This window comes from Actinocatenispora comari, assembly GCF_017312725.1.
Lineage (GTDB): Bacteria > Actinomycetota > Actinomycetes > Mycobacteriales > Micromonosporaceae > Actinocatenispora > Actinocatenispora comari.
Genome location: NZ_BOPO01000110.1, coordinates 60696 through 76452 on the forward strand (window position 1 = coordinate 60696; position 15757 = coordinate 76452).

General features: G+C 72.9%; 21 protein-coding genes. 9 read left to right on the forward strand and 12 right to left on the reverse strand.

Annotated features, from left to right (window positions below; translation table 11 throughout):
- Positions 1–8: 8 nt before the first annotated feature.
- From NUM_RS26215 to NUM_RS26245, 7 genes are all read right to left on the reverse strand, one after another.
- Entirely contained in the window at positions 9–2048 is a 2040-nt protein-coding gene (locus NUM_RS26215) for an ATP-binding protein (RefSeq protein WP_207127594.1), read from the reverse strand.
- Complete coding sequence (locus tag NUM_RS26220; RefSeq protein ID WP_207127595.1) at positions 2045–2782, reverse strand: ABC transporter permease; 738 nt, start codon at positions 2780–2782, stop codon at positions 2045–2047. Before NUM_RS26220 ends, NUM_RS26215 begins: the two co-directional genes overlap by 4 nt.
- A complete protein-coding gene (locus tag NUM_RS26225) occupies positions 2779–2976 on the reverse strand; it encodes a hypothetical protein (protein ID WP_207127596.1) in 198 nt (65 codons plus the stop codon). Before NUM_RS26225 ends, NUM_RS26220 begins: the two co-directional genes overlap by 4 nt.
- Complete coding sequence (locus NUM_RS26230; RefSeq protein ID WP_207127597.1) at positions 2973–3212, reverse strand: hypothetical protein; 240 nt, start codon at positions 3210–3212, stop codon at positions 2973–2975. The genes NUM_RS26225 and NUM_RS26230 overlap by 4 nt, the downstream gene beginning before the upstream one ends.
- The gene (locus NUM_RS26235; RefSeq protein WP_207127598.1) at positions 3209–3604 is read right to left on the reverse strand and encodes a DUF6907 domain-containing protein; all 396 of its coding nucleotides are present in this window, start codon (positions 3602–3604) and stop codon (positions 3209–3211) included. Before NUM_RS26235 ends, NUM_RS26230 begins: the two co-directional genes overlap by 4 nt.
- The gene (locus NUM_RS26240) at positions 3601–3879 is read right to left on the reverse strand and encodes a hypothetical protein (RefSeq protein ID WP_207127599.1); all 279 of its coding nucleotides are present in this window, start codon (positions 3877–3879) and stop codon (positions 3601–3603) included. Before NUM_RS26240 ends, NUM_RS26235 begins: the two co-directional genes overlap by 4 nt.
- Positions 3880–4570: 691 nt before the next feature.
- Complete coding sequence (locus tag NUM_RS26245; protein WP_207127600.1) at positions 4571–5092, reverse strand: PH domain-containing protein; 522 nt, start codon at positions 5090–5092, stop codon at positions 4571–4573.
- Between the two features lie 653 nt (positions 5093–5745).
- On the opposite strand from NUM_RS26245, the gene NUM_RS26250 reads away from it, so the two are divergent.
- Positions 5746–6579 (forward strand): alpha/beta fold hydrolase, encoded by an 834-nt coding sequence (locus NUM_RS26250; protein WP_207127601.1) that lies wholly within the window; start codon positions 5746–5748, stop codon positions 6577–6579.
- A gap of 34 nt (positions 6580–6613) precedes the next feature.
- Here NUM_RS26250 and NUM_RS26255 read toward each other — a convergent pair whose 3' ends face one another.
- Together NUM_RS26255 and NUM_RS26260 are read right to left on the reverse strand one after the other, a co-directional pair.
- On the reverse strand, positions 6614–7156 hold the full coding sequence (locus NUM_RS26255; protein ID WP_207127602.1) for a hypothetical protein: 543 nt from the start codon (positions 7154–7156) through the stop codon (positions 6614–6616).
- Positions 7157–7158: 2 nt separating this feature from the next.
- Positions 7159–7674 carry a GNAT family N-acetyltransferase gene (locus NUM_RS26260; RefSeq protein ID WP_207127603.1) on the reverse strand — a complete coding sequence of 172 codons (516 nt, stop codon included), beginning with the start codon at positions 7672–7674 and terminating at the stop codon, positions 7159–7161.
- Between the two features lie 125 nt (positions 7675–7799).
- Here NUM_RS26260 and NUM_RS26265 point away from each other — a divergent pair, with 125 nt between their 5' ends.
- The 5 genes from NUM_RS26265 (at position 7800) to NUM_RS26285 (ending at position 10425) form a co-directional block, all read left to right on the forward strand.
- Entirely contained in the window at positions 7800–8033 is a 234-nt protein-coding gene (locus tag NUM_RS26265; protein WP_207127604.1) for a hypothetical protein, read from the forward strand.
- Positions 8027–8248: a hypothetical protein gene (locus NUM_RS26270; protein ID WP_207127605.1), complete on the forward strand. Its 222-nt coding sequence runs from the start codon at positions 8027–8029 to the stop codon at positions 8246–8248. Before NUM_RS26265 ends, NUM_RS26270 begins: the two co-directional genes overlap by 7 nt.
- Positions 8249–8345: 97 nt before the next feature.
- Positions 8346–9227 (forward strand): aminoglycoside phosphotransferase family protein, encoded by an 882-nt coding sequence (locus NUM_RS26275; protein ID WP_207127606.1) that lies wholly within the window; start codon positions 8346–8348, stop codon positions 9225–9227.
- Positions 9228–9338: 111 nt separating this feature from the next.
- Entirely contained in the window at positions 9339–9545 is a 207-nt protein-coding gene (locus NUM_RS26280) for a TM2 domain-containing protein (RefSeq protein WP_207127607.1), read from the forward strand.
- 52 nt (positions 9546–9597) lie between these two features.
- Positions 9598–10425, forward strand: a complete 828-nt coding sequence (locus NUM_RS26285; protein ID WP_207127608.1) for a nucleotidyltransferase domain-containing protein — start codon at positions 9598–9600, stop codon at positions 10423–10425.
- Positions 10426–10473: 48 nt separating this feature from the next.
- Here NUM_RS26285 and NUM_RS26290 read toward each other — a convergent pair whose 3' ends face one another.
- Positions 10474–11253 carry an SDR family NAD(P)-dependent oxidoreductase gene (locus tag NUM_RS26290; RefSeq protein WP_207127609.1) on the reverse strand — a complete coding sequence of 260 codons (780 nt, stop codon included), beginning with the start codon at positions 11251–11253 and terminating at the stop codon, positions 10474–10476.
- 216 nt (positions 11254–11469) lie between these two features.
- Between NUM_RS26290 and NUM_RS26295 the strand changes: the two genes are divergently transcribed.
- Positions 11470–12183 carry a hypothetical protein gene (locus tag NUM_RS26295; protein WP_207127610.1) on the forward strand — a complete coding sequence of 238 codons (714 nt, stop codon included), beginning with the start codon at positions 11470–11472 and terminating at the stop codon, positions 12181–12183.
- Between the two features lie 99 nt (positions 12184–12282).
- Here NUM_RS26295 and aceB read toward each other — a convergent pair whose 3' ends face one another.
- Positions 12283–13887 (reverse strand): malate synthase A, encoded by a 1605-nt coding sequence (gene aceB / locus NUM_RS26300; protein WP_207127611.1) that lies wholly within the window; start codon positions 13885–13887, stop codon positions 12283–12285.
- A gap of 104 nt (positions 13888–13991) precedes the next feature.
- Here aceB and NUM_RS26305 point away from each other — a divergent pair, with 104 nt between their 5' ends.
- Positions 13992–14855, forward strand: a complete 864-nt coding sequence (locus tag NUM_RS26305) for an IclR family transcriptional regulator (protein WP_207127612.1) — start codon at positions 13992–13994, stop codon at positions 14853–14855.
- A 250-nt stretch (positions 14856–15105) separates the two neighbouring features.
- A complete protein-coding gene (locus NUM_RS26310) occupies positions 15106–15303 on the forward strand; it encodes a hypothetical protein (protein WP_207127613.1) in 198 nt (65 codons plus the stop codon).
- Between the two features lie 160 nt (positions 15304–15463).
- Here the strand turns inward: NUM_RS26310 and NUM_RS26315 are convergent.
- A partial coding sequence (locus NUM_RS26315; protein ID WP_207127614.1) for a hypothetical protein occupies positions 15464–15757 on the reverse strand: 294 nt, incomplete at its 5' end.

Sequence of the window (15757 nt, forward strand, 5' to 3'; positions counted from 1 at the left end):
GCGCGCGATCAGGACTTCAGTTGCCGGGCAGTGATCCCGGCGTCGAGCGCGTCGAGCCGCACGCCCTTGCGGGTGGTCTGCCGGCCGTCGATGCGCCGTCCGATGTCGACGGTGCGGACCCCGGCTGAGGCCATGAGGCTGCCGAACTGCTCGACGGTCAGATCGGCGTAGGCGTCGGGCCAGCGCTCGGCGAGCAGCGGCACGACGACTTCCGACCACACCGCGTCGCCGCCGGGCCAGACCTCTCGGACGTCGGCGAGCAGGTTGCGCGCCTCGGCGCGGATCGGGTCGGGCCGGTCGACGCCGTGGCGCAGCTGTTCGGCCCGGGCGCAGATCGCCGCCGCGGCCCGGTCGTCAAGGTAGGCGGCCCGGCGGGTGCCGAACCCGGTACCGAGGCCGGCAACCACCATCCACCCGGCATCCTCGATCGGCTGGAACGCGTTGGGCCGTGCTCCCTGCTTGTAGGCGCCGGTACCGAGCACCATGTCGCACTCGACCTGTCCGGGCACCGACAGGCAAGCCCGGTTGCTGACGTTGGACGTGATGCCCTTGGGCAGGCTGTCCTTGTCGAGCCGCTGCGTGGCGAGCACCAGGTGCACCCCGAGCGCCCGGCCCCGCTTGACGAGGCTGGTGAGCATGGCCGCGACCTGCTTGCCGTGCTCAGGGTCGGTGATCGCTTCCTGCACCTCGTCGAACACCGCCACGATGGGCCGCAGCCGCTCGTCGCGCTCGGCCATGCGCCGGTTCAGCGCCTTCACGCTGTTGAGGCCCTGCCGGGCGTAGCGGGCGATCAGGTCGGGCCGTATCTCGCATTCGGTGAGCAGGTACTCGAGCATAGCCACGGTCGCCCTGGTCGCCGCGGTGGTCGCCCCGCACACGTACCCGCCGGGCGGGCACAGCGGCTCGAAACAGTCCCAGTCACCCGAGCCCTTCAACTCCGACACCAGCGGGATCACCAGCGGGTCGAGCACCGCACCCAACGCCACATTCCGCGCGGCGAGCGTCTTACCGCTGCCGGGCTGGCCACCGAACACGCTGTTGCGCTGCTCCAGCGACCACGTCACCTCCCGCATCCGCACGTCGAACCCGTACGGCATCGGCTGGAAGTAGTCCAGCTGCAGCGCCTCGTCGAGCAGCGGCGACGCGGGCTGCCGCATCGCCGACACCGGCCGGTCGGCCACCCAGACGTCCAGCCGGCCGGGGTGCTCACCCTTGACCGCCTCGGGCCACACCTGGTCGAACGGAAGCCGCAGACCGCCGGCGAGCTGCTCGCGCTTGTCGATGATGTCGGTGGCGATCACCCCGGACGGCAGCTCGACCGACGCCAGCCAGCCCGGCCCGTCACGGCCGATGTCACGCGGGAACGACGGCGCCGCCTCGTCACGCACCTTCCCGGTGGCGACCAGGGCACGGCGCACCTGATCGGCCGTGAGCTTGATGAACCGCGGCCCGACGCTCACCCGGTCGAGGATCGGGCGGTGCGCGGGTCGGCCGGCCAGGGCCAGCGCCGGCACCGCGACCAGCCCGACCAGCGCGGGCACCCACCACGGGGCCAGGAACCGGGCCAGCAGGCCACCGGCGACCAGGCCGAGCAGCTCGGCGAGCAACACCAGGCCGCGGAACAGGCGAGCCTGACGCGCCTTGTCGTGCAACCGCATCCACGTCTCGGGATCGTTCGCGGTGGCCGCTTCCTGTTGCAGCACAACAGAATCCGCGACGAACCACCAGCGGAGCTGCCGGGCGACCAGGCGCCCGGCACCCACCACCGACCACGCCGCCGTCTTCGCCGCGTACTTCGGTGCCCGCAGGGTGTGGAACGCCACGGTGTAGCCGGCGTAGCCGACCGCCCACCGGGCCACCTCACGCCGCTGATCGGCGTTGCGCGTCCACCCCGGCACCAGCGGCCGGCGCGGCTCCGCTTCCCGGGCCCGGATCGTGGCGTGCAACGGCCGCCGCTCGTCCGGCCCGTCCACGGGCGCGCCCGGCTGCCCGGGGCGGTACTCGACCGCCTCGGCGTCACCGTCGACCCGGATCACCTCGTGCGTCATCGCGACTCACCTGCCCGCACCAGGTGGGCCAGCGCCGCGCCCATCCCCAGGGTGGCGATCGGCAGGCACGCGACCAGCGCCGTGATCGGCCACGGTGCCCGGGTCGCACCCGCAGCGGTCAGCAGGTGATAGCCGACCTGGCCGAGCGCGCCGGTGATCAGCGACGCGATCGCCGACACCCGGGCGAACCTGCGGGCGCGATCACCGGTACCGGCGCCGAGCCACACCCGCAGCGCGTACGCGGCGTACGACTCGACCCCGATCGGCAGGGTGATCGCGCTGTTGATCGTGAACCCGTCGGCGATCCCGGGCAGCGGGTGCACCGGGCCGAACCCGGTCATGCCACCCAGCCCGGTCCAGCCGCTCCAGATCGCCACGAACGCCGGCAGGGCCAGCAGCACCAGCGGCCACGACGCCACCCGGCGAGCGACGTTCTCAGCCGGTTCTACGGCCGGCGTGACCTGCGTGGTCGTCTGGCCCACGCAGGTCGGGCCAACCGTGGTCGTCTGCCCCATCGTTGCCGGCTCGGGTCCGTCCGGCGGGACGGTCGCGACCAGGTCGGCCGCCGCGGTCTCGTCGAGCTGCGCCAGCACCTCCCGGGCACGCGGCGCACCAACACGCAGGTGCTTGCGAACCTCCCGCTGCGACGGGGTGCGACCCAGCTCGGCGACCAGGGCGCGACCGGCCGCGACCACCTCGGCGAGCGGTCGCGGGTACGCCGACGGGGCGCTCATCGCGTCACCCCCGACGTGAGGCGCAGCGCCAACAGCGCGCCGCCGAGCAGCTCCAGGTCCGGCACCTGGTCGTGCGCCACCGACAGCGCCAGCGCCGAGGCAGGGCCGGCAGCGCGCCGCGCGTCGGCGAGCCGAGCGCGGTAGGTCGGGCGCCCGCCGCCGCCGGGCAGCACGATCAACGTGGGCGCAGTCATCGTGACACCCCCGACCACAGCCCAGCTGCGCGCTCGGCGGCGGCCCGCTCGTCGGCGAGGGCGGCCAGCAGCTCCGGCAACAGCACAGCCAGGGCATGCGGGTCATCGCGGCGCGCCGGGTCGCCGAGCACCGACTCGACCAACGTCTCGGCGTACAGCAGACCCGACGACCGACCCGCGTCGTACAGCTGATCGATATCGGTGCGACGCACCAGCACGAACGGCAGGCGGATCATGCGACCACCGCCACGGCCAGCACCACGCCGGCGTCACCGCAGGTCTGGCACTGCCCCTCGCCAGCGCATGCCGTGCACTGCTCGGTCGGGGTGCACGGCGTGCGGTCGGCCGCCTCGGCCGCGTACAGCAGCGCGGCGGCGAGGTTCCGGCACGAGGCCGCGTCGAACGCGTCGCCCATGTCCGCGCTGACGTACACGTTCGCCGGCAGCCGGACCCCCGAGGGGAACTCCACCTGCTCGGTGGTCACGCGCGCCTCGTGCTGCGCCTCGTCGGACCGCAGCGGCACCGTCGCCGACTCGGACATGTGGACGGTGAAGCCGACGTGCGCGTAGTCGTCGGCGGTGTCGTGCTCACGGCGGCACCAGGCCGGGCAGTGCGCGGGGGCGGTCACCGTGCACCACCCCGCTCGGCGCGGATGGCGGCGACGGTGGCGGCCAGCTCGGCGCGCGTCTCGGCCGACTCCAGGTCAAGGGCGGCCAGGACGTCGGCGAGGTGCTGCAGCCGGTGCGGCGCCGGGACCTCTACCGCCTGGTCGGCAGCGACCCGCAGGATGGCGTACCTGTAGCCGGCCGGGTTGGCGTTGCTGTGGATCTCGTCGGCGAGCCGGCGCACCTCGTCGGTGGGCTGCTCGGGGGCGGTCGGATGGCTGTTCGTACGATCGTTCATGGGTTCGGAACCTCTGTTTCCGGATCAAGGCCCCGGCCGGCGCTTCGATCGCCGCGCCCGGGGCCGCCTTGTGAGCGGCTGAGTTGATCCGGTCGTACGGGGGTCCGCGAGTGTCCACAGTGGACGGCCTGTTCCGTCCCTGTTCCGTCCGACGCTGCCGAACCGCGCCAAACGATGACAACCCTTGACGGGTGTTTTCCGAGGTCAGACGGTGTTTCGACGTCCTGACCAGCGACCGGGGATCACGCGGGAGCAGTACCCGGCGTACCGGCCGACTCGTCCACCGCACCCCAGTTCCCGGCGCCGTGCTGGGTCTCTGACCTGCACGAACATCGGGCGTCGTTGGTCATCGTCGGTCGGTATCGGTCCTCGTTTGAGGGCCCAGCCAGGGCCCAGCCAGGGCCCAGACGGCCCCCAGACGGCCCAGCGACGGCCCAGAAACGGCCGGCCAATCGCGGCAGGTCGTCTGCACGACATCTCCGTCGAGCGGCGTCCGGATTCACCCTGAGCAGAGGTCTCGGCGGTCCGCCCCCGCCTTGCAAAGTCCACGCTGATCATGGCTGGGCGTCTGCCGACGTCGGCCTACCGCATGCGGTTACCGCCCGTTGTCGGCCGACGTCCGGCCATGTCCGCTGTCTTGGCTACACCCTTGGCTACAGGCAGACAGCCGACGCTGCTGCGTCGCGCTCGGTCATGGCGTCGGGCGCGCATTGGGGGAATCGAGGTAGAGCAGCAGTTCTGCCAGCAGTTCGTCGAAGGCGTCAGGGCGAAGCACCGGTCCGATGTCCTTGTTGATTCCCCCGGGCGGCATGCCGTTCGATCGCTGGACCGGGGTCTCGATGGTGGTGTTGTTGGTCAGAGTGATCCAGACGGCTTTGCGGTCCATGTCCATGCCCAGCCATCGGGCCGGGTCGGTGTCGATGGCGGCGATGTCTGTCCAGGCAACGGTGCGGGTCCTGATGATCCCGCGGATACGCAGCGCGCTGCGGTTGGCGTACAGGCCGGTGCGTGCTCTGCGCCAAGTGAAGGTGAACCACAGCCCGAAGAACGCACACGGCCCTAGGTACTTCGGCGCGTCACCCCAGGTCTCCGGTGGCCAGAGAATGATCAGGGCGGCAGATACGAGCACGGCGAACAACACACCGCACGCGCACATCGCCGCGAACAGCTTCTCGCCCCATGTGGGTCGGGTGACCCGTCGCCAGCCTGACACGAGGCACAGATTGCACGACTGCGGGCGTCAGCGAAAGCACCGAACGGACAGTCTGATGCGGCGCTCCACGCCGCTGTCGCGCGACCTGCGCTCGTCCGACGGTGTGGCTCGCCGGAGGCATGTTGTGGGCTACGCGCGGCGTGGGCGGCGCTCGGGCACTGTCAGGCGGTGAAGGCGGCCGCAACGCTGCGCTGCAGCTCGTCGCGTCCGGCGGATCGTGACCGGCGAACCCTCGGGGGCAAGATGGCCCCAGGTTTGGGCCATCGCGGCAGCGCTCGCCCGGAACCACTACAAACGGTGGCCACGCAGAGGCGAGCGTAAGACCGTGCCCGACAGCTCGTCCTGGTCCTGGCGGTGCTTGTCGACGGCGGCGCCGGGCGCGGGCCGGCCTTCCGCCCGCCGAGGCCGGAGACCGCAGGCGGGCGGCCCTTCCCGGACCGTGCCCGGCGCCTGCGCCGCGCCAGCGGCGTAGAGGCGTTTTCGCAGGTAGAGGCACATGTGGTGAGGGAATCCGGCGTACCGGCCGACTCGTCCACCCCACCCCAGCTCCCGGCGCGTCCTCGGGCGCGGTGCCGGCCGGCGTCGACGCCAGGTCTTCCGGTGGTGGGCGGGCCGGGCGGTCGGGTGGCGACGGTGGGCGGTTGAATGGCGGTATGACGACGCTGGATGAGTGGGTACCGCCGGCGACCGGCGCGGTGGAGCTGACCGACGGCCGGCGGCTGACGTACTGCCTCTACGGGCCCGACGGCGGGGTACCCGTCGTGTCGTCCAATCCGACGCCGCACACCCGGTGGGAGCGTCCCGACGTCGTCGAGGCGTACGAGCGGCTCGGGGTCCGGGTGCTGTCCTACGACCGCCCCGGCTACGGCGGATCGTCCCGGCAGCCCGGCCGTACCGTCGCCGATGCCGCGTCGGACGTCGCGGCGCTGGCCGACGCGCAGGGCTGGGGGCGGTTCGCGGTCACCGGCTTCTCCGGCGGCGGGGCGCCCGCGCTGGCTTGCGCGGCGCTGCTGCCGGACCGGGTGACCCGGTGCGCGGTGGTGGCGGGGACGGCACCCTACGACGCGTCGGGGCTGGACTTCTTCGCCGGCATGTCACCGGACAACGCCGACGGCTTCCGGCTGGCCACCCGGGGCGCCGCCGACTTCCGGGTGCGTACCGACCGGGTGGCGGATCAGGTGCTCGCGGAGCTGGCCGCCGCCGCGCCGGACGCCGGCCGGCTCGCCCGGATGCGGGCGATGCTGCTGGACGGGCGGGACGGCTGGACCGACGACATGGTGTCGCTGGTGCGCCCGTGGGGTTTCGAGGTCTCCGACCTCGCCGTACCGGTCGGTGTCTGGTACTGCCCGGACGATCGCAACAGTCCGCCAGGCCACGGCGAGTGGCTGCTGGCCAACGTCGGCCACGCCGAGGGGTACCGCTACGCCGGCGGTCACGACCCGGGACCCGACACCACCGAACAGCTGCTGCGCTGGCTGCTGCCCTGAACCAGACCGGCCCCGGCGGTACCGGGTGCTGCGGTCAGAGGCAGAGCCAGCAGTACAGGCGGTGGTTGCGGTCGCTGGCGTGGTGGGCGAGCCGGGACAGCTCGTGCAGGACGTGGGTGAGCGCCTCGGTGTCACCGTGGCCGGCGAACGCGTCGGTACCGGCCCACTCGGCGGCGGCCGCGGCCACCCGCTGCGGTGCGCGCCGCGTCAACGCCTGGTGCAACTCGTCGGTGAGCGTCAGGATCAGCCGCTCGCCGCCGTCCCGGACGGCGACCGCCCGGCCGTGGCGCGGGCGTGCGGAGACGACCTCGGGGCCGTCGCCGGTGAGGATCTGCTCCAGCGCCGCCAGGTGCTCGACCGGGTCGATGCCCTTGACGGACAGCACGGTCAGGCCGTGTTCGGACACGCGTACCCGCGGCTGGGTGAGGCGCCGCACCGCCGCCCGGTCACCGGCCCGGAAGGCCGCCTGGAGCTCGGGCGAGGGTGGCAGCGCACCGCCGGGGCCGCCGGCGAGATCGATCGCTGCGGCGGCCTGCTCGTCCGAGCCGGCCGTGAAGTAGTCGTGGAGGAGGCCCACCGTCAGGGGCGGTCGATCGCGTACATGGTCTGCTGGGCGTCCCAGGCGAAGTACCGTTCGACGAGGTACATGCCGAGCGACTCCAGCAGGCGGCGGGACCGGTCGTTGGCCTCCTGGGTGAGGGCGACGATCCGCGGCGCCTCGGTGGCCGGGTACTGCTCGAAGCCCCAGCGCAGGATCGCGGCGACGGCCTCGCGGGCGTAGCCGTGGCCCCAGTGCGCCCGCGCGAACACGTACCCGACCTCGGGTACGCCGCCGGCGCTCTCCCGGTCGCACGGCCGGAGGCTGACGAACCCGACCTGCTCGGTGTCGGTGCAGGCGATGAACACGTTGGGTGTGGCGAACGCCTTGGCGATCGACCGGCGTCGGTCCTCGATCGGCCGGACCCCGCCGAGGTACCGCCAGGTCTCCGGGTCACCGCCCAGCTCGACCAGGAACTCCTCGTCGGCGGCGGTGAAGGCGCGCAGCACGAGCCGGTCGGTGGTCAACGGCTCCGGCAGCCAGGCGGCATCGGTCATCGGGAGATCCTCCCACCGTCGGCGGCGGTCGCGCGTCGTCCGTCGGAGGCGGCGGCCGTGACCTTCGACTCGGCCGCGGACGAATCGGGGTTGCCCGACCGGCCGGTGCGGCGTACCACGTGGGCATGAGCAGGGTTGCCGAGGTCGTGGTGTTCGCGCAGGGAGCGGAGGCGGTGATGGCGCCGCTCACCCGGGACGACCCGGCGCGCAGCTGGCGAGGACGGTTCGAACCGATCGAGCGTGGTGGCCTGTCCGGGCTGGCCTGGTCGGCGGAGTTCGAGCGGATGCGGACCCGTGCCGGGCTGCTGTCGCACCTGGAGTCGCTGCCGTGGCCCCGGCCGGGAGCGTGCAGGTGCTGATCCACGACGAGGAGGACCACTGCTTCGGCCTGTGGATGCTGCACGACGGGCGGCTGGTGGAGGTCGAGTTGCCGTGGACCCGGCGGTGGCACGCACCGGCGCCGTCGAGCTCGGAGTACCCACCGTCGCCCGGCTACCTGGTGCGCACCGATCAGGGCGAGCCGGTGCCGGCGCAGACCCCGCCGCACGATCGCGATCCGCGGCCGGCCTGGTGATGCGCCGCCGGACGGTGTGGGTCCGGAACCACGCTGGACAGCCTTCGTCGTGCGCGGTCGGTTGGGGCGGGGGCGCCCGTTGGCGTACGGTGCGGCGGTGAGTGCGCAGCGCATGCCGGCCGCGGAGGTGCCGGTCTCGGTCGAGTTGGTGCGGCGGTTGGTGGTCGAGCAGCGGCCGGACCTGGTCGGCCTGGCCGTGTCGGAGCTGGCGAACGGGTGGGACAACCTGGTCTGCCGGTTGGGCGACCGGTTGCTGGTGCGGTTGCCGCGCCGGGCGATGGCGGCCGAGCTGGTCGCGCACGAGCAGCGCTGGCTGCCGGAACTGGCGCCGCGACTGCCGTTGCCGGTCCCGGCGCCGGTGTTCGTCGGCCGGCCGGGACACGGGTACCCCTGGTCCTGGAGCATCGTGCCGTACCTGCCGGGCCACGTCGCCGCGGAGACGCCGCCGACGAGCCCGGCCGCGGCGGCGGTGGCCCTGGGCGGGTTCCTCGCCGCGCTGCACACGCCGGCACCGCCGGACGCGCCGCCGCACGCCTCGCGCGGCATCCCGCTGGCCCGGCGGGCCGAGGGCGTCGCCGACCAGCTGGCGCGGCTCGACGACCGGGCCCGGCGGGTGGCGGCGGCGGGGCTGTGGCAGGCGGTACTCGACGTGCCGGGCTGGCCGGGCCCGCCGCACTGGCTGCACGGCGACCTGCATCCGGCGAACATCCTGGTGCACCACGGCGAGCTCAGTGCGGTGGTCGACTTCGGTGACCTGACCGCGGGCGACCCGGCGGGCGACCTGTCGGTGGCGTGGATGCTGTTCGACGCGGAACGGCGGGCGAGGTTCCGGATCGCGTACGGGGCCGCCGACGACCACACCTGGCAGCGGGCCCGCGGCTGGGCGCTGGTGCTGGCGCTGGTGTTCGTGACCTTCTCCGCGGACAACCCGACGATGGCCGGCATCGGCGAGCGCACCCTTGACGCCGTACTGTCCTGAGCCGCCGCGGAGTCACCCGGGAGGTGGGTGGCCCGGGGTCGTCCGCATGTCCGGTCTGTGCCGTGCCGTACGATCACTGGCAGTGGCGTGGGCCGGGTGGGGGAGGCTTCGATGCGGGACAGGTCGCTCGGACTGGCGTACGTGTTGTGGTTCTTCTTCGGGCTGCTGGGGATCCACCAGTTCTACCTCGGCAAGATCGGCCGCGGCATCCTTTACCTGCTCACCGGCGGTGTGCTGGGCATCGGTTGGCTGATCGACCTGTTCACGCTGCCGTCCCAGACCCGTCGGGTGAACGCGGAGCGCCGGGTCGGACTGTGAGGTGACACCGGGGCGGCCCGGGTGACGCTCCGCGACGGAGCACGATGGCGGCATGACCACGCGACCGTCCGCGCTGGCCGGCCTGCCGGACCGGTACCTCCCGCTGTACGACGCGGCGATCGAGGTGTTCGCCGCCGACGACCGGGTGCGCGCGGTGTGGCTGCACGGCGCGTGCGGGCGCGGCGCCGCCGACGCGGGGTCGGACCTCGACCTGTCCGTCGCGGTACGCGACGAGGACTTCGACGCGTTCGCCGCGCAGTGGCGCGACTGGCTCGCCGCGATCACCCCGACGCTGGTGGCGCGGCCGATCGCGCCGGGCAGCTGCTACTGCCTCACCGCCGACTGCGCCCGGCTCGACGTGATCTCCACCCGGGTGTCGGCGGTCCCGGACACCGGGCACACGCTGCGCCGGCGCGTCGCCGTACTGGACAAGGACGGGTTGGACGCGCTCGTGCCGGCGCCCGACGATCCGGGCCCGGACCCCGAGCGGATCGGCTGGATCATCGAGGAGGTGCTGCGCCAGCAGGCGAACTGGCCCACCGTGTCCGTGCGGCGCGACTGGCTGCTCGGCCAGGTCGGCGTGCAGCAGGTCCAGCTCTACCTGTACGAGCTGTGCGTCGAGGCGAACCAGCCGATGCCGGGCATGGGTCCGAAGCAGTGGAGCGCGAAGCTCACCCCGGCGCAGCGTGACCTGCTGGCGGTGCTGCCACAGCCGACCGCGGAGCCCGAATCGGTCGAGCGGGCCCGGGAGGCGGCGATGACGGTGTTCCTGCGCGAGGCCCGCGCGATCGCGGCCGCGACCGGCGTCGGCTGGCCGACCGAGCTGGAGGACCGGGTGCGCGCCTTCCTCGCCGCCGAGGGATTCGCGCTCAGCCGCTGATCCGGTCGAGCCGCAAGCGATGCCGCGTCGGATCCACTGTGGACGGTCTCAGCGCTTGCGCAGCCGCAGGCTGGTCCAGCTGGCGTCGGCGGTCCAGCCGCCGTCGACCGGCAGCGCGACCCCGTTGACGAACCCGGACCGCTCCGGGTCGGCGAGGAACGCCACCGCGGTCGCGATGTCGCCGGGCGCGGCGAACCGACCCATCGGTACCCGCTGCTCGATGTCGTCGTCGGTGTAGCCGCCGGAGGCCTGGTCGGCGACGTCCATCTCGGTCTTCACCCAGCCCGGGCAGACCGCGTTGACCCGCACGCCCCGGCCGCCCCACTCCGCGGCGAGGGTACGGGTCAGCCCCACCAGCCCGTGCTTGGACGTGTTGTACGCGGCGCGGTCGGACACCGCGTGCAGCCCGGCGATGGAGGCGATGTTGACGATCGCGCCGGCACCGGCGGCGAGCATCCGCCGGCCGAACGCCTGGCAGGTCAGGAAGGGGCCGGTCAGGTTCACCGCGAGCACCCGGCGCCACTGCTCGACGCTGGTCGTCTCGGCCGGCTCCAGCAGCGAGATGCCGGCGTTGTTGACCAGCACGTCGACCCGCCCGTACCGGTCGGCGACCTCGTCGGCGAGCCGTGCCACCGACTGCTCGTCGGCGATGTCGCCGGTGATCGCGATGGCCTCCACCCCGTGCCGGAGCACCGCGGCGAGGGTGTCGGTCGGCTCGCGCAGGTCGGTCAGCGCCAACGCGTAGCCCTCGCTGGCCAGTTGCTCGGCGATCTGCCGGCCGATCCCTTGCGCCGCACCGGTCACGACGGCTACCCGAGGTCCGCTCATGCCGCCGACCCTACCGCCACCGCGAGCTCGGTCCCGCGGAACAGGTAACGATCGGGACGAACCGCACGCGCATCGAGCTCGCGAGCTTGACCAGCCGTGCCGCGGCTGGCGAGGATGATCGCGCCGCGCCTGCGCGGCAACGTTCCGGGTTCCGGACCTTACCCCCCTTCGGGCGTCACCTGGGGAACGCCTGCCGACTCCACAGCGAGAGGGCTGATGACTCGCAAAATCCGCTGGGTACCGCGCGCGGTACTCGCCGTGTCGGCGGCGGCGCTCGCCGCCGGCGCACCCGCGGCGGCGTTCGCCACCGCGCCGGGTGACAACGGCACGGTGAAGATCCATGCCGCCGGCACCCCCGTCGACGACCACCGCAACCAGCCGCACGTGTGCGTGTTCTACCTGGACGCGTTCGGGTTCGACACCGCGCAGTCGGTCAGCTGGCACATCGACCAGCACGCGCCGACCGGGCACGACAAGGACGTGCAGACCGGCACCATCACGCTCGCCGACGGTACCGGCCACACCGACGACCTCCGGTTGCCGGACGGTCACTACAAGCTGTACTGGAACTTCGCCGGTGAGCACGGCGAGGCGAAGCACAAGGTGTTCTGGGTCGACTGCTCCTCGCCGTCCCCGTCGCCCAGCACCCCGGGCGGCGGTACCTCGCCGAGCACCGGTACCTCGCCCAGCACCGCGCCGAGCAGCAACGGCCCGGCGCCGAGCGGTACGCCCAGCTCCGGCGGGCCCAGCGCGAGCCCGTCGCAGGGTGGTGCCGGGGCCGGCACGCCGTCGGCGTCGCCGAGCGAGGCCGGCAGCTCGCTGCCGGTGACCGGTGCCCCGCTGGGCGTGCTCGCCGGCGTGGCGGCGGCGCTGATCGCGGCCGGCATCGTGCTGCGGACCAGGATCACCCGCCTGTTCCACCGGCGCTGATCACCCGCCTGTTCCACCGGCGCTGATCACCGTACCGATCGGCACTGCCGGGGGCCCGTCCCGCCGTACCCGCTGGGTCGGCGGGACGGGCCGCTCGCGTCAGGGCATCCGCTCGTACGCGGGCAGGGTGAGGAAGTCGACGAACTCGTCGGCGAGCGCCACCTCGACGAACAGTTCACGGGCGGCGTCGAACGCGGCCGCGTCGTACGCCTCGCCGTAGCCGGCGCGGATCCCGTCGAGCTGCTCGGCCACGATCTGCTCGACCAGCGCACGGGTGACCTTCTCGCCGCCGGCCAGCGTCACGTCGTTGTGCAGCCACTGCCACACCTGGGAACGGGAGATCTCCGCGGTCGCCGCGTCCTCCATCAGGTTGTCGATGCCCACCGCGCCGGAGCCGCGCAACCAGGCGGCGAGGTACCGCAGGCCGACGCCGACCGCGCTGCGCAGCCCGTCGAGCGTCTTGTCGCCCGGCGTCGCCGCCACGTTCAGCAGCTGCTCCGGGGTCACCGACACCTCGTCGCGGGTACGGCCGAGCTGGTTCGGCGCCTCGCCCAGCACGCCGTCGAACACCTCGCGGCAGACCGGTACCAGGTCGGGGTGGGCCACCCAGGAGCCGTCGAACCCGTCCCCGGCCTCCCGGGTCTTGTCGTCGCGCACCTTCGCCAGCGCGGTCTCGTTGACCGCGGGGTCGCGCCGGCTCGGGATGAACGCGGCCATCCCGCCGATCGCGTGCGCCCCCCGCTTGTGGCAGGTGCGGACCAGCAGCTCGGTGTAGGCGCGCATGAACGGGGCGGTCATCGTCACCGCGTTGCGGTCCGGCAGCAGGAACGCGGCACCCCGGCTGCGGAACTTCTTGATGATGCTGAACAGGTAGTCCCACCGGCCGGCGTTGAGGCCCGCCGAGTGCTCGCGCAGCTCGTACAGGATCTCCTCCATGCAGAACGCGGCCGGGATGGTCTCGATCAGCACGGTGGCCCGGATCGTCCCGGTGGGCAGCCCGAGGGTCGTCTCGGCGTGCGTGAACACGTCGTTCCACAGCCGCGCCTCGAGGTGGCTCTCCATCTTCGGCAGGTAGTAGTACGGCCCGAGGCCGCGGTCGAGCTGCAGCCGGCCGCAGTTGACCAGGTAGAGCGCGAAGTCGAACAGGCTGCCGGAGACCCGCTCGCCGTCCACCGTGACGTGCTTCTCCGGCAGGTGCCAGCCGCGCGGGCGCACCACGATCGTCGGCTGCTGCTCGCCCAGCTCGTACCGCTTGCCGTTCGGCGCGGTGAAGCTCAACGTCCCGGTGAGCGCGTCGCGCAGGTTGAGCTGGCCGGCGACCATGTTCTCCCACAGCGGCGTGTTCGCGTCCTCGAAGTCGGCCAGCCACACCTTCGCGCCGGAGTTGAGCGCGTTGATGGTCATCTTGGCGTCGGTCGGCCCGGTGATCTCCACCCGCCGGTCGATCAGCCCCGGCGCGGGCGGCGCGACCTGCCAGTCGCCGCCGCGCACCCGCGCCGCCTCGGCGGGGAACTCCAGCGTGCCCCCGGCGTGCAGCCGCTGCTGCTGCTCGACGCGGGCCGCGAGCAGCTCGCGCCGGCGCCCGTCGAAGCGCCGGTGCAGGTCGGCCACCAGCGCCAGCGCCGCGGGACTGAGCACCTGCTCGTACCGGTCGAGGACGGGGCCGGTGACCGCCACCCCGTCGGGCGTCGTCAGCGTCGTCATGGCGACCTCGCATTTCGTCATGTGGAATTGGATTCCTTGATATGGAATACTGCTGGTCAACGTACCGAACCGGCGGCGGCCGGGCAACCGGAAGGACCACGCCGATGACCTCGTACGACACCCAGGATCCGGCCTCCGACGCCGCACCGCCGGCAGATGCGGCCCGCGGTGACGAACCGTCGGCGGACAGCCGCGGCGGCGAGCCGTCCAGGACGGCGCGCGGCGGCGCGGGTCGCGCCGGCGCGCAGTCGGTCGACCGCACCCTGCAGCTGCTCGACGCGATCGGCGCCGCCGACGGCCCGTGCACCCTGTCCGAACTCGCCGCCGCCACCGGGCTCGCCGCCCCCACCGCGCACCGGCTCATCGCCAGCCTGGTCCGCTTCGGGTACGTGCGCCAGGAACCCTCCCGCCGGTACACGCTGGGCCCGCGCCTGGTGGTCCTCGGCGAACGCGCCACCCGGCTGCTCGGCGGCTGGGCACAGCCGTGGCTGACCGAACTGCGCGACCTCACCGGCGAGACCACCAACCTCGCCATGCTCGACGGCGACGAGATGGTCTACCTGACCCAGGCGGCCGGCCGGCACCAGATGCGGATGTTCACCGAACCCGGCCGGCGGGTACTGCCGCACGCGACCGCCGTCGGCAAGGCGCTGCTCGCCCGACTGCCCGAGGCATCGGTGCGCGCGCTGCTCGCCCGTACCGGCATGCCCGCGTACACGCCCGCCACGCTCACCGACCCGGACCAGCTGCTGGCCCAGCTGCACCTGGTGCGGCGGCGTGGCTACGCGGTCGACGACGAGGAACAGGAGGCCGGAGTGCGCTGTTTCGCGGTGGCCCTGCCGACGGGCGCGGACCGGATGGCGATCTCGGTGTCCGGTCCGCTCGGCCGCATCAGTGACACCGCGATCACCCGCTTCACCCCGCAGCTGCGCCGGCTCGCCACCGAACTCGGCAATGCATTGGGTTGACCCCGTTACGGAGTCCACGGCGCACCGCGGATTTCGCAACAACGCCGGCCACATCGACGCCGGCGAATGCCGTTTCGCGGCAAGGAATCGTACCGGCCGGCGATCCGGCATCGGTTCGCGAATGTCGCGAACAGGTGGCGCGCTACGAAAACAAGGTGCACAGTGGACGCATGAGCGAGCCTCAGCGAGCGAATCATGGGCATCGTGCGACCTGGCGTCGCACGACTGTTCCGACGCGGGAGGAACGCTCATGAGCGACGACGAGCCGCGCTTCTACTGGTGCCTGCGGCACCAGCGCGTCGAGGACGACGCGACGAAGTGCCCGGCGCGTTTCCTGCTCGGGCCGTTCGAGACCCGGCAGGCGGCTGCCGATGCGCTGCAACAGGTGCACGAGCGTAACGACGAATGGGACGCCGAAGACGCTCGCTGGCGCGGCGAGGCAGACTGATCGGCCGCGCGTCGGCGCATCGTGACAGCACGCGTCTCAACGAGGTCCCGATGCCCTGCCGCCCGGCGAACATAACGACAACTCAACACGGTCACCAAGCCGAATAGGCAACTCGTCACGGACCTTCGCCCCGGCAGTTTCGCCGATGCAGTGCGGAGGTTCACCAGGGGGGAGACGGGAACATGGCGACAACGACACGAAGCACCGCCCGCAGCGGTGCCCGAAAGTCCACCGGTACCCGGGCCGCGAGCGCGAGCCGCAAGACGGCCACCGCGCGTACCGGAACCGCTCGCAACACGGCGACCAAGCGCGCCGCCGGCACCCGTACCGCGCCGGCCCGCAAGACCGCCGCGAAGCGGACCACGACCAAGCGCGCCAGCACGGCGAAGCGCGCCACGCCCGCGAAGCGGGCCACCACGGCGAAGCGGGCCACCACGGCGAAGCGGGCCACCAC